General features: G+C 73.3%; 11 protein-coding genes. 5 read left to right on the forward strand and 6 right to left on the reverse strand.

Annotated features, from left to right (window positions below):
- Nucleotides 1–175 precede the first annotated feature (175 nt).
- Complete coding sequence (locus tag ACFV0T_RS17380; RefSeq protein ID WP_385779355.1) at nucleotides 176–1,762, reverse strand: FadD3 family acyl-CoA ligase; 1,587 nt, start codon at nucleotides 1,760–1,762, stop codon at nucleotides 176–178.
- Nucleotides 1,763–1,861: 99 nt separating this feature from the next.
- On the opposite strand from ACFV0T_RS17380, the gene ACFV0T_RS17385 reads away from it, so the two are divergent.
- The 3 genes from ACFV0T_RS17385 to ACFV0T_RS17395 are packed head-to-tail and all read left to right on the forward strand — an operon-like array spanning nucleotide 1,862 to nucleotide 4,242.
- A complete protein-coding gene (locus tag ACFV0T_RS17385; RefSeq protein ID WP_385779357.1) occupies nucleotides 1,862–3,028 on the forward strand; it encodes a lipid-transfer protein in 1,167 nt (388 codons plus the stop codon).
- A 24-nt stretch (nucleotides 3,029–3,052) separates the two neighbouring features.
- Nucleotides 3,053–3,469, forward strand: coding sequence for a Zn-ribbon domain-containing OB-fold protein (locus ACFV0T_RS17390; RefSeq protein ID WP_385779359.1), 417 nt, complete (start codon nucleotides 3,053–3,055; stop codon nucleotides 3,467–3,469).
- Complete coding sequence (locus ACFV0T_RS17395; RefSeq protein ID WP_385779361.1) at nucleotides 3,466–4,242, forward strand: enoyl-CoA hydratase/isomerase family protein; 777 nt, start codon at nucleotides 3,466–3,468, stop codon at nucleotides 4,240–4,242. Before ACFV0T_RS17390 ends, ACFV0T_RS17395 begins: the two co-directional genes overlap by 4 nt.
- A 26-nt stretch (nucleotides 4,243–4,268) precedes the next feature.
- On the opposite strand, the gene ACFV0T_RS17400 is transcribed toward ACFV0T_RS17395, so the two are convergent.
- The 3 genes from ACFV0T_RS17400 to ACFV0T_RS17410 form a co-directional block, all read right to left on the reverse strand.
- Entirely contained in the window at nucleotides 4,269–4,811 is a 543-nt protein-coding gene (locus tag ACFV0T_RS17400) for a hypothetical protein (protein ID WP_385779363.1), read from the reverse strand.
- 95 nt (nucleotides 4,812–4,906) lie between these two features.
- On the reverse strand, nucleotides 4,907–7,261 hold the full coding sequence (locus ACFV0T_RS17405; RefSeq protein ID WP_385779365.1) for a PQQ-binding-like beta-propeller repeat protein: 2,355 nt from the start codon (nucleotides 7,259–7,261) through the stop codon (nucleotides 4,907–4,909).
- Between the two features lie 180 nt (nucleotides 7,262–7,441).
- A complete protein-coding gene (locus ACFV0T_RS17410) occupies nucleotides 7,442–8,176 on the reverse strand; it encodes a VOC family protein (protein WP_385779367.1) in 735 nt (244 codons plus the stop codon).
- Between the two features lie 134 nt (nucleotides 8,177–8,310).
- Between ACFV0T_RS17410 and ACFV0T_RS17415 the strand changes: the two genes are divergently transcribed.
- On the forward strand, nucleotides 8,311–8,946 hold the full coding sequence (locus ACFV0T_RS17415) for a TetR family transcriptional regulator (RefSeq protein WP_385779596.1): 636 nt from the start codon (nucleotides 8,311–8,313) through the stop codon (nucleotides 8,944–8,946).
- Between the two features lie 75 nt (nucleotides 8,947–9,021).
- On the opposite strand, the gene ACFV0T_RS17420 is transcribed toward ACFV0T_RS17415, so the two are convergent.
- Both ACFV0T_RS17420 and ACFV0T_RS17425 read right to left on the reverse strand, forming a co-directional pair.
- Nucleotides 9,022–9,495 (reverse strand): nitroreductase family deazaflavin-dependent oxidoreductase, encoded by a 474-nt coding sequence (locus tag ACFV0T_RS17420; RefSeq protein WP_385779598.1) that lies wholly within the window; start codon nucleotides 9,493–9,495, stop codon nucleotides 9,022–9,024.
- Nucleotides 9,495–10,739, reverse strand: a complete 1,245-nt coding sequence (locus ACFV0T_RS17425) for an acyl-CoA dehydrogenase family protein (RefSeq protein WP_385779369.1) — start codon at nucleotides 10,737–10,739, stop codon at nucleotides 9,495–9,497. The genes ACFV0T_RS17420 and ACFV0T_RS17425 overlap by 1 nt, the downstream gene beginning before the upstream one ends.
- A 109-nt stretch (nucleotides 10,740–10,848) precedes the next feature.
- On the opposite strand from ACFV0T_RS17425, the gene ACFV0T_RS17430 reads away from it, so the two are divergent.
- Entirely contained in the window at nucleotides 10,849–12,024 is a 1,176-nt protein-coding gene (locus ACFV0T_RS17430) for an acetyl-CoA acetyltransferase (RefSeq protein ID WP_385779371.1), read from the forward strand.
- The last annotated feature ends 15 nt before the right edge of the window (nucleotides 12,025–12,039 follow it).

Here is a 12,039-nt window from a genome sequence, read left to right on the forward strand (position 1 = left end):
GGGCGTGTTTCGAAAAGTAGCGTCGTCCGCCCGGAGGGCGGGGCCCGCGGCGTCCGGTGCGGTGCGTCGCAAGGCGGAGGGTCGTCCGCGTACCGGGCGTACGCGGGCGATCCCGACAACGCGGCGAGGCGCCGTGCCAGACGCCGCGGGCCGGACGGGACTTTCGAGACACGACCTAGGGCCGTTGCCGCAGCTCCCCCTTCACCACCTTCCCGCTGGCGTTCCGCGGCAGCCGCGCCACGAACTCCACCGCCCTGGGCACCTTGTAGTTCGCCATCTCCCGGCGGGCCCAGGCGATCAGGTCGTCGGCCGTGACGACCGCGTCCGCGCGCCGGACCACGAAGGCCTTGCCGACCTCGCCCAGCCGGGTGTCCGGCACGCCGATCACCGCGACGTCCAGGACATCGGGGTGCAGGCCCAGCAGTTGTTCGATCTCCGCCGGATAGGCGTTGAAGCCGCCGACGATGAACATGTCCTTCAGACGGTCGGTGATACGGAGGTTGCCCGCCGCGTCCAGGACGCCCACGTCCCCGGTGCGGAGCCAGCCGTCCCGGGTCAGGACCTCCGCGGTCGCGGTCTCGTCCTCGTAGTAGCCGCGCATGACGTTGAAGCCGCGGACCAGCACCTCGCCCGGGGTCCCCGGGGCCGCGGCCGCCACCCGCACCTCCGTGCCGGGTATCGCCCGGCCCGAGGTCGAGGCGATCACCGACGGTTCGTCGCCGCGGCGGCACATCGTGACGATGCCACTGGCCTCCGACAGCCCGTACGCCGTCAGGACCGTGTCCACCCCGAGTTCGCCGCGCAGGCGTTCCACCAGGCGCAGCGGTACCACCGCAGCGCCGGTCACCACGAGCCGCAGCGCCGACAGGTCGTGGGCGTCGCGGGAGGCGTGGTCCAGGAGGGACTGGTGCAGGGTCGGGGGGCCGGGCAGGACCGAGATCCGCTCCGCCGCGATGTTCGCCAGGACCGTGTCCACGTCGAACACCGGCTGGGGGACCATCGTCGCGCCGCGGGTGAGACAGGCGATCACGCCCGCCTTGTAGCCGAAGGTGTGGAAGAAGGGGTTCACGACGAGGTAGCGGTCGTCGCGGCGCAGTCCCGCCAGGTCGGCCCAGATCTCGTAGCCCCGTACCGTCTGCGCGTGGGTGATCACCACGCCCTTCGGGCGGCCGGTGGTGCCGGACGTGAAGACGATGTCCGACGGCATGGACGGGGTCACGGAGTCCGCCCGCTCGCGCACCTCCGCCGCCCCCACCCCCTCCCCGCTCGCCAGGAAGTCCTTCCAGGTACGGAAGTCGGCCGGGGCGTCGTCCGAGAGGACCACCACGTCCCGCAGCGCCGGCAGCCCCGGCAGTGGCACCCCGCCGGCCCCCTCCCCCGCCGCCCTGCGCAGCGACGCCACGTACGACGTGCCCAGGAACGTCCCCGTCACGAACAGCAGCCGGGCCCCGCTGCGCCGCAGCACGTCCGCGGCCTCCGTGCCCTTGAAGCGCGTGTTCAGCGGGACCAGCACCGCGCCCGCGGACACCGCGCCCAGCGCCGAGACGATCCAGTCCAGGGTGTTGGGGGCCCAGACGGCGACGCGGTCGCCGACGCCGACGCCGTTCGCCAGGCACGCCGCCGCCGCGCGTTCCACGCGGGCGCCCAGCTCGGCGTACGAGACCCTGGTGCGGCCCTCCACCACCGCCTCGGAGTCCGCGTACCGCTCGGCCGCCGTGCGGACCAGGCCCGGGATGCTGTCCCACTCCACGTCACCGCGCATCACAACCCGCCTCCGCACCTAGTAGCTGACTACCCGTCAGATTAGTTGTAACCTGACGACCTGTCAGCAGCCAGGTCTTCGTGCGGAGGTGTGTGCAGCATGGCGGGATCCCGCGCCGGAACCGGCCTCAAGGACGCCACCGCGATCGTCGGTATCGGCCAGACGGCCTTCGCCCGGCTCCTCCCGGAGGACGAGCGGACGCTCGCCTGCCGGGCCGTCCTGGCCGCCCTCGACGACGCCGGGATCGCCCCGGACGAGGTCGACGCACTCGCCTCCTACACCATGGAGGAGACCGACGAGGTGGAGCTGGCGAAGGCGGTCGGGTTCGGCGACCTCACGTTCTTCGGCAAGGTCGGCTACGGCGGCGGCGGTTCCTGCGCCACCGTCGCCCATCTCGCCGCCGCCATCGCCTGCGGACAGGCGACGGTCGGGGTGGCCTGGCGGTCGCGCAAGCGCGGCTCCGGCCCCCGGCCCTGGAGGAACACGACCGCCCAACTCCCCACCCCCGCCCAGTGGACCCGGCCCTTCGGACTGCTGCGGCCCGCCGACGAGATAGCCATGCTGACCCGCCGCTATCTGCACGAGCACGGGGCCGGCCGGGACCACCTCTTCAACGTCGCCCTCGCCTGCCGCAACCGTGCGAACCAGAACCCGGCGGCCGTCATGTACGAACGGCCGCTCACCCGCGAGATGTACATGACCTCCCGGTGGATCAGCGAGCCGCTCTGCCTCTTCGACAACTGCCTTGAGACGGACGGGGCGTTGGCCTGCGTGGTCGTGTCGAGGGAACGGGCGCGCGACTGCCGCCGGCCGCCCGTGTACATCCACTCCGCCGCCCAGGGCCTGCCCGCCCAGCACCACGGCATGGTCAACTACTGGAACGACGACCCGCTCACCGGGCCCGCCTGGACCGCCGCCCGGCATCTGTGGAAGCACGCCGACCTCACCCCGCAGGACGTGGACGTCGCCCAGATCTACGACGCGTTCACCCCGCTGATCCTGCTCTCCCTGGAGGGGTACGGCTTCTGCGGGCGCGGCGAGGGCGGCGCGTTCACGGAAGGGGGCGCCCTGGAGATCGGCGGACGGCTGCCCCTGAACACCGCCGGCGGCGGGCTCAGCGAGGCCTATGTGCATGGCTTCAACCTCATCAACGAGGGCGTGAGGCAACTGCGCGGGACCAGTACCGCGCAGGTCCCGGGCGCCGCCACCTGTCTGGTCACCGCCGGTGAGGGCGTGCCCACCTCCGCCCTGCTGCTGCGCACCTGACGATTCGAGGAGTTGAACCGCGCCATGCTCACCCCCGTCACCGACGCCGACGGCGCCCCGTTCTGGCAGTACGCCGCACAGGGCGAGCTGCGGATCCAGGCCTGCGCCGACTGCGGCGAGCTCCGCTTCCCGCCCCGCCCCTGCTGCCCGCACTGCCAGTCCTTCGGCACGACCTGGCGCAAGGTCGACGGCCGTGGGCGCATCTGGTCCTACGTCGTCCCGCATCCGCCGCTGCTGCCCGACTACGCGGAGCAGGCCCCGTACAACGTCATCGTCGTCGAGCTCGCCGACGCGCCCCGGATACGGCTGGTCGGGAACCTCGTCACCCGGGCCGGGGCGCCGCTGGACTCCGTCCCCCCCGACCACCTCCGCATCGGTGCCAGGGTGCAGGTCGTCTTCTCCGACGGCGGCCTTCCGCAGTGGGTCGCGGAGCGGCCGTGAACGGCGTGCAGGTCAGCACCGACCAGGACACCGGCGTCGCCGTCGTCACCCTCGACCGGCCCGCGCGGCTCAACGCGATCGACCTGGAGACCGTAGACGAACTGGTCGCCGTCTGGCGGGAGTTCCGATTCGACGACACCGTACGGGCCGTGGTGCTGACCGGGGCGGGCGAGCGGGCCTTCTGCACGGGGCTCGACCGGGACGCGGTCGTGCCGCAGCCCGCGTCGCCGTACATGCAGGACGATCCGCTGCTGCGGGTCGGGCCGAAGGCCAACGACCTGTGGAAACCGGTGATCGCCGCGGTGGCCGGGATGGCCTGCGGAGGGGCCTTCTACCTGCTCGGGGAGAGCGACTTCGTCGTCGCCGACACGACCGCCGCCTTCTTCGACCCGCACACCACCTTCGGCATGGTCAGCGCCTACGAGTCCGTCCTCATGGCGCACCGGATGCCGTACGGCGAGGTCGCCCGGATGATGCTGATGGGCAGCGCGGAACGGATCGGGGCCCAGCGGGCGTACGAGCTCGGACTCGTCTGCGAACTGACCGCCCCCGGCGAGGCGTTGCCGGCCGCCGTGCGGTGCGCCACCGTCATCGCCGGATACCCGACGCGGGGTGTCCAGGGGACCGTACGGGCCCTGTGGGCGGCGCAGGAGGCGGCGCGCGCGACGGCGTTCGCGCAGGCGCCGCAGCTCATCTCGCTGGGCAACCTGCCCACGGAGGAACAGGCCCGGCTGTTCGCCGGGCGCCCGGCGGCCGCGCCCCGGATTCGCTAGCGCGGCCCCGGGGCGCGGCACGCGGGTCACGCGGACGGGGCCACCGGCTCCGCTTCGCAGTGCTCCACCTTCGCCGCGACGGCCGGCTCCAGTGGCACCTCCACCACCGCCCAGTTCCGGGCGGCCACCTTCACGTCCATGGTGCGCTCGTCGACGGTGACGCCCTCCGCGTCCTCGAAGGCGACGTGGACGGAGAAGGTGCCGTCCGTGGCGTTGTAGTTCCGGACGTCGAGCCGGGCCTTCGGATTGTCCGCCGTCGCGCACCGCACCAGTCTGACGTCGGCGACGTCCTGCCCCGTGGGGGTCTGCGTGGGGGTCTGCGCGGTGGAGCCGCCCCCGCCGGTGGTGGTGGTGTCGTCATCGTCGTCGTAGTCGTGGTAGCGCGAACCGGACGTACCGCCGCCCGACGACGAGCCGTCGTGGTCCTGGCCGGAGCTGCTGCATCCGCCGCCCCCGTCCCCGCCATGGCTGCCGCCGCGGTGTCCCCGGCCGGTGGAGAAGCCGGTCAGCGCCAGTACGACCAGTACCGACACCGCGGTGAACCTGAGTCTGTGCCCCCGTCGATCCATGCACGACACCATAGTCACCATCTGTCACGAGCATGTCACCGCTTGGCGGTCGCCTCGTCCCGGCCCGGCGTCCGGGTGGGAGCCGCCGCCGGCCGTCAGGCGCTGCGCGCCGTGCCCGTGCCCTTCTCCGCGTCCAGCGCGTACACGCAGCGGTCCTTGCTGCACGCGTAGACCACGCCGTCCTTCACCACCGGCGATCCGGTGATCTCGCCGCCCGTCGCCAGCTTCCACCGCAGTCGGCCGTCGTCGGCCTTCAGCGTGTAGAGCAGGTGGTCGGTGGAGCCGAAGTGGATGCGTCCCTCGGCCACCGCGGGCGCGCCCACGATGTCGCCGCCCGCCTGGAAGCGCCACTTGGGCGTGCCGGTGACGGCGTCCAGGGTGTACAGACCCTTGCCGCTGCCGACGTGGACGTGGCCCGCGGCCACCAGGACCGGATCGGTCGACGACCGGGCCTCGGTGGCGATGCGCCAGCGGTCGCGGCCGTCGGTGGCGTCGAGCGCGTACACCGTGCCGAGGTAGTCGGCCAGATACACCCCGCCGCCCGTCACCGCGGGGCCCGGCACGAAGGTGGGCGGGGAGAGGAACGCGGCCGGGGCCTCGAAGTGCCAGCGCACCCTTCCGGTGGACACCTCGACGGCCAGGACACGGGTGCCCGCGCAGACGTACACATGGCCGTCCTCGGCGCGGGTGACACGGACCGGCACCCCGCCACAGGAGGCCGCGTCGCCGATCGGGTACGACCAGCGCTCCTCGCCCGTACGGGCGTCGAGGGCGCGCAGCCGGGCGTCCTGCCAGACGTACACCGTGCCGTCGTACACGGCGGGGCCCGCCTCGGGCGACTCGAAGTCGCTCTGACAGCCGGCGATCTCCCACAGTCTCTGGCCGTTGGAGGCCTCCCAGGCCTGGACTCCGCCGCCGCGCGTGCCGGTGACGACCGTGCCCCGGTCGGCCTTCAGGGAGTACACCCAGGCGTCCGTCGACAGTCGCCACAGGTCACCGCCCTCACGGGCGTCCAGCGCGAACAGGGTGGGGCCGTCGGAGGCGTGGATACGGCCGTCGGCGACCGCCATCGACCAGGCCACGTCCCGGGTCTTGAAGCGGCGCCGGCCGGTCGCCACGTCCAGGGCGTGCACCTCGAAGGAGGTGACGTACACGAGGTCACCGGCGACCGCCGGGGTGCCCCACACGTCGTTCGACATGCGGAACCGCCAGGGGCGCCAGCCGGCCGCCGTCTCCGGCGGCAGCGGGGGCACGGGGGGCGGCACGGTCACGGCGGGGTCGGCGCCGTTGACGCCGGGGCGGGGCCTGGCCCAGGAGGCGACCAGACCGGCCTCCGGCGGGGGCGCCTTGACGGCGGCGGCGCGGGCGTCGGCGACGCGCGGACCGGGTCCGATCGGCACCGCGGCCCCGGCCAGCTGGACGGGTCCGCTGTCGGGGGCGCCCACGGGGGCCGGCACCGGGGGCGCCGGGATGACGGGGTCGCGCGAGGGCGGGGGCGGCACGGGAGCCCGGCCGGCGCTGCGGGGACCGGGCGCGGGCGTCTTCACCGGCGGGCGGCCACCGCGGCGCGACTCGATGAGCCCCACCGCCTTCTCGGGCAGCCACGCGGACGCGGTACCGCTGTCGTCGGAACCGGAGCCGAAGAGATGGGGGGCGAGCTGGGCCTGGAGGTCGGCGGGGTTCGGGCGGGCCGTCGCCTCCATCTGCATGCAGGACTCGATGAGCGGGCGCAGCTCGTGCGGGAGGCCTTCCAGGTCGGGGCCCTCGCGCAGCAGCATGAAGACGGTCTCGACGGGGTTGGCGCCGTGGAAGGGCGGGTGTCCGGTGGCGGCGAAGACCAGCATCGAGCCGAGCGAGAACACGTCGCTGGCGCCGGTGACGCTGCGGGAGTCCTTCGCCTGCTCGGGTGACATGTAGGCGGGCGTACCGACGGCCACGTTCGTCATCGTCAAACGCGTGTTCGAAACGCCTGAGGCGATCCCGAAGTCGATCACCCGGGGGCCGTCCTCGACCACGAGGACGTTCGAGGGCTTGAGGTCACGGTGGACCAGCCCGGCGCCGTGGATGGACTGCAACGCCTCCGCGACGCCCGCCGCCAGCCAGCGCACCGCCTGGGCCGGGAGCGGCCCGCAGTCGTTCACTATCTCCTCGAGCGAGGGCGCGGGGACGTACGCGGTGGCCAGCCACGGCACCGCGGCGCGCGGGTCGGCGTCGACGACCGCGGCCGTGTAGAAGCCGGAGACCGCGCGGGCCGCCTCCACCTCGCGGGTGAAGCGGACCCGGAAGAGCTGGTCCTCGGCGAGCTCCGTACGGACCGTCTTGATCGCCACGCGCCGTCCGGACGCCGAGCGCGCGAGATAGACCAGCCCCATGCCGCCGGCACCCAGCCGTCCCAGCACCTCGAACGGCCCGATACGCCGCGGATCGTGCTGCGTCAGCTGATCCACCACTTGCCCTGCCACCTCCCCGTACGGGCCGCGTCGACCCCTGTGTGTACGCGACCCCGTGCAGCGTCTCACCACCGCACCGCCATGGCGGCACGCACCCTGATTCTTCCTGGCCGGGCCGCAGGTTGCGAACCCGGTGACAATCGGGGTGTCTCCTATGTTATTGGGGCAAAACCGCGGCGATCAGCGCTCCAGCAGCGCGAACGACGCCCCCTGATTGTCCGTGACGACGGCCACCGTGCCGTACGAAGCGGCGAAGGGACCCGCCTGGACGCGTCCGCCGAGCCGGCTCACCGTACCGAGCGCCGCCGCGCAGTCCGCCACCCGGAAGTGCACCAGGAAGTGCGGCGGCATCTCGGCCGGGAAGAGGTCGGTCACGGGGGTCCGGCCGAACTCGGGCTCGACGTCGGGGCTGAACAGGGCGTCGTGGAAGAGGTCGCCGTAGAACGCGTTGACGGTGGCCGTGTCGCGGGCGTACAGCTGAGCCCAGGCGAACGTGCCGGGTGCGCGGCGGGTGCCGAAGCCCGGGTGGGAGCCGGGCTGCCAGAGACCGAAGACCGCGCCCTCGGGGTCGGTGACCAGGGCGGCGGTGCCCAGGCCGTCGACCCGCACGGGCGCCGTGACGACCTGCCCGCCGGCGTCCCGGATCCGCCCGACCAGCGCCTCGGCGTCCGGGGTCGCGAAGTAGACCGTCCAGACGGTGGGCATCCGGCCGTCCGCCTTGTGTTCGAGTCCGGCGACGGGCTCACCGCCGTCGCGGGCCCATACGGAGGAGCCGTACGCGTCCTCGTACGTCCACCCGAAGAGCTCGCCGTAGAACCGCTTGCCCGCCTCCACGTCGGGAAGCTGCGCGTCCACCCAGCAGGGGGCGCCCTCCCGGACGTCCCCTCCGTACCCCGATGCCCTGTTTTCGGCCATACCGCCAAAGTAGCCGCGCCGCCCGCACCTCGCAGACCAGGCACACCAGCCCCCGCACCCCCGCGCACCCCATTTGCAGTCGGCCGAATCGCGCTCCGATCACCCCTCGGTAAGCTGACGGCATGACAGGACAAGTGCGTACCGTCGACGGCCGCGTGGCCGGCCGGCGTGGGCAGGCGACCCGGCAGAAGCTGCTCGACTGCCTCAGCGAGATGCTCAGCTCCTCCCCGTACCGGGACGTCAAAGTCATCGATGTCGCCCGGAAGGCGGGCACTTCGCCCGCCACCTTCTACCAGTACTTCCCGGACGTCGAGGGCGCCGTCCTGGAGATCGCCGAGCAAATGGCCACCGAGGGAGCCGAGTTGACGGCCCTGGTCGCCGGACGCTCCTGGGTCGGCAAGGCAGGATGGCAGACCGCGCAGGAACTCGTGGACGGGTTCCTGGAGTTCTGGCGCCGCAACGACGCGATCCTCAGGGTCGTCGACCTCGGGGCCGCCGAGGGCGACAAGCGGTTCTACAAGCTCCGTATGAAGATTCTCAATTCGGTGAACAACTCACTCTCGGACGCGGTCGCCGAGTTGCAGTCCAAGGGCAAGGTCGACAAGGACGTGAACCCGGCCGCGATCGCCGGTTCACTGGTCGCGATGCTCGCCGCGGTGGCCGCCCACCAGAAGGGCTTCCAGTCCTGGGGCGTCAAGCAGGCCGAACTCAAGCCGAACCTGGCTCTGTTGGTCCACCTGAGCGTGACCGGGAAGAAGCCGACGAAATAGCCGCGGGCTCTTTTACCGGTCCCAAGTCCTGTCAGGCAGGCGGTGGTTCACTCGGGTGGACCACCGCCTGCCGTGCTACTTCCGCACGATCCTGAACAGCCGTATCTCCCGCTCCACCCGCGCCTGGTACGTCGCGTACGGCGGCCAGAACGCCAGCGCCGCCCGCCAGGCCGCGGCCCGCTCCTCCCCCGCCAGCAGCCGCGCCGTGACGGGGACGTCCTCGCCCCGCCAGCTGACCTCGGCGTCGGGGTGGGCGAGCAGGTTGTGGGTCCACGCGGGGTGGCCGGACCGGCCGAAGTTGGAGCCGATCAGCAGCCAGCCACGACCGTCGTCCTGCGGCACGCACGCGAGCGGTGTACGCCGGGGCAGGCCACTGCGCGCCCCGGTCGAGGTCAGCACCACGCCCGGCAGCAGCTGCGCGCTGAGCAGCACCCTGCCGCGGGTGAGGCGGTGCACCGCACGGTCCAGCGCGGGGACGACGTGCGGGGCGAGCTTCGCGAAGCCCCGGGTGGAGGAGACCTTCTGCACCAGGCGCACCCCGACGGTGATCACACCGCCACCTCCCGCCGCTCGAAGAGTCGCGCGGTCTCGGCGGCCCGCGCCCGCAGCCGGTGCACCGGGCCGAACAGAAGTTCGTCCCCGCCGGCCCGCTTGAAGTACAGATGGGCCTCGTGCTCCCAGGTGAAACCGATGCCGCCGTGCAACTGGATGCCCTCGGCCGCGGCGGTCCGCAGCGCCTCCAGGGCCTGCGCGAGGGCGAGCCCGCCGACCCGCTCCCCCGTCTCCCGCCACCGCCCCTCCCAAGAGGCGCCTCGCGCCGCACCCGCTGATTCCCGGGCGGTCGCCCAGGCCGCGTAGTACGCGGCCGAGCGCGCCGACTGCACCTGGACGTACACGTCGGCCAGCCTGTGCTTCACCGCCTGGAAGGAGCCGATCGGCCGCCCGAACTGCTCACGCCGGCCGACGTACTCCACGGTGCGTTCCAGCGCCCGGTCGGCGGCCCCAACGGCCTCGCAGGCGAGCACGGCGGCCACGCTGTCGCCGACGGCCGCGAGGGCCGCGGGGACGCCTTCACCGTCGTCGCCCTCGCCCAGCAACTCGGCTTCCACGTTCCGCAGCTGGATCCGCGCCTGGGGCCGGGTGGCGTCCAGCGCGGTCTGCCGCACCCGCACCAGCCCGGACGAGTCACCGGCGACGAGGAACAGCAGCGTGCGCGAGCGGGCGAACCCGCCGGTGTGCGCGGCGACGACGAGGAGTCCGGCGCTGTGGCCGTCGAGGACCTGGTCGGCCTGCCCGTACAGCCGCCAGCGCCCGTCCGCGCGCCGGGCCTGCACCCCGCCCGCCCGGCCGCCCCCGGCCCAGTCGCCCCCGTTCGCACCGGTCAGCTCCAGGGCGGTGGACAGGCGGGTGCCGGGCACGGCGAGGGCGGCGGTCAGGGTGCCGGCGGCGATCCGGGGCAGCAGCCCGGCGCGCTGGGCCTCGGTGCCGAGGGCCAGCAGGAGGGGGGCGGCGAGGGCGGCGGTGGCCAGCAGCGGGGAGGGGGCCAGGAAGCGTCCCGTCTCCTCACAGGCGAGCGCGAGGTCGGTGACCGGGCAGCCGACACCGCCGTAGCGCTCCGGGAGGGCGAGTCCGGGCAGGCCCAGCCGGGCGGCGAGGGCGGTCCACAGGTCCGGGTCGTGCCCGGCGGGGCCGTCGGTCGCGGCCCGCACCTCCTGCGGCCCGCAGCGCCTGCCCAGCAGTTCCCGGAGGGTGCGGCGGATGTCCTCCTGCTCCGCGGTGAGACCGGCGTCCATGGGGCACCCCTTCCAGATCTGACGGCCCGTCATGTTAGGGCGCCCGCGCACGGATGCCCAGGGGCACAACGGCTGCCACTCGCACCCAATCTGATATACCGTCAGATTCATGTCTGCACCCGGGACCCGGAAGGCCGCCGTCGTCGGGGTGGCGCTCTCCTCCTGCGGTCGCGTGGACGACGCGACCGCGTACTCCCTGCACGCCCAGGCGGCCCGCCGCGCCCTCGCCGACGCCGGACTGGACCGCTCGCTCGTGGACGGCTTCGCGTCCGCGGGCACGGGCACCCTCGCCCCCGTGGAGGTGGCCGAGTACCTGGGCCTGCGACCCACCTGGGTCGACTCCACCTCCGTGGGCGGCTCCACCTGGGAGGTCATGGCGGCCCACGCGGCGGACGCGATCGCCGCCGGCCACGCCGAGGCCGTCCTGCTCGTCTACGGCTCGACCGCCCGCGCCGACATCAAGGCCGGCCGCCGCACCGGCGACCTCTCCTTCGGCGCCCGCGGCCCGCTCCAGTTCGAGGCGCCCTACGGCCACACGCTCATCGCCAAGTACGCCATGGCCGCCCGCCGCCACATGCTCGAACACGGCACGACGATCGAGCAGTTGGCCCAGGTCGCGGTCCAGGCCCGGGCGAACGCCGCCCTGAACCCGGAGGCGCTGTTCCGCGACCCGATCACCGTGGACGACGTCCTGTCCGGCCCGATGATCGCCGACCCGTTCACCAAGCTGCACTGCTGCGTACGCTCCGACGGCGGGGCGGCCGTGCTGCTCGCCGCCGAGGAGTACGTACGGGACTGCCGGACGGCCCCGGTGTGGATCCTCGGCACCGGGGAGCACGTCTCCCACGCCGCCATGTCGGAGTGGCCCGACTTCACGGTGTCCCCGGCCGCGGTGAGCGGACGGCTCGCCTTCGAGCGGGCCGGGGTGCGGCCGCGGGAGATCGACCTCGCGGAGATCTACGACGCCTTCACCTACATGACACTGGTGACACTAGAGGACCTCGGCTTCTGCGCCAAGGGCGAGGGCGGGGCGTTCGTGGAGAAGGGGCGGCTGAAGGTGACGGGCGGGGAGCTGCCGGTGAACACGGACGGGGGCGGCCTCTCGGCCCAGCACCCGGGGATGCGGGGGCTGTTCCTGCTGGTGGAGGCGGTACGGCAGCTGCGGGGCGAGGCGGGGGCACGTCAGGTGCGGCGGCGGGACGGGACGCTGCCCGAACTGGCGGTCGCCTCCGGAACGGGCGGCTGGTTCTGCTCCTCGGGGACGGTGGTGCTGGGCCGGGGCTGAGTGGGGGGCACGCGG

Source organism: Streptomyces sp. NPDC059582 (genome assembly GCF_042735715.1).
In the GTDB taxonomy this organism is placed as follows: domain Bacteria; phylum Actinomycetota; class Actinomycetes; order Streptomycetales; family Streptomycetaceae; genus Streptomyces.

Bases quoted from the DNA above. Each gene is read 5' to 3' on its own strand.
- ACFV0T_RS17380 (WP_385779355.1), bottom strand. From the start codon at position 1,762: ATGCGCGGTGACGTGGAGTGGGACAGCATCCCGGGCCTGGTCCGCACG.
- ACFV0T_RS17385 (WP_385779357.1), top strand. From the start codon at position 1,862: ATGGCGGGATCCCGCGCCGGAACCGGCCTCAAGGACGCCACCGCGATC.
- ACFV0T_RS17390 (WP_385779359.1), top strand. From the start codon at position 3,053: ATGCTCACCCCCGTCACCGACGCCGACGGCGCCCCGTTCTGGCAGTAC.
- ACFV0T_RS17400 (WP_385779363.1), bottom strand. From the start codon at position 4,811: ATGGATCGACGGGGGCACAGACTCAGGTTCACCGCGGTGTCGGTACTG.
- ACFV0T_RS17410 (WP_385779367.1), bottom strand. From the start codon at position 8,176: ATGGCCGAAAACAGGGCATCGGGGTACGGAGGGGACGTCCGGGAGGGC.
- ACFV0T_RS17425 (WP_385779369.1), bottom strand. From the start codon at position 10,739: ATGGACGCCGGTCTCACCGCGGAGCAGGAGGACATCCGCCGCACCCTC.
- ACFV0T_RS17430 (WP_385779371.1), top strand. From the start codon at position 10,849: ATGTCTGCACCCGGGACCCGGAAGGCCGCCGTCGTCGGGGTGGCGCTC.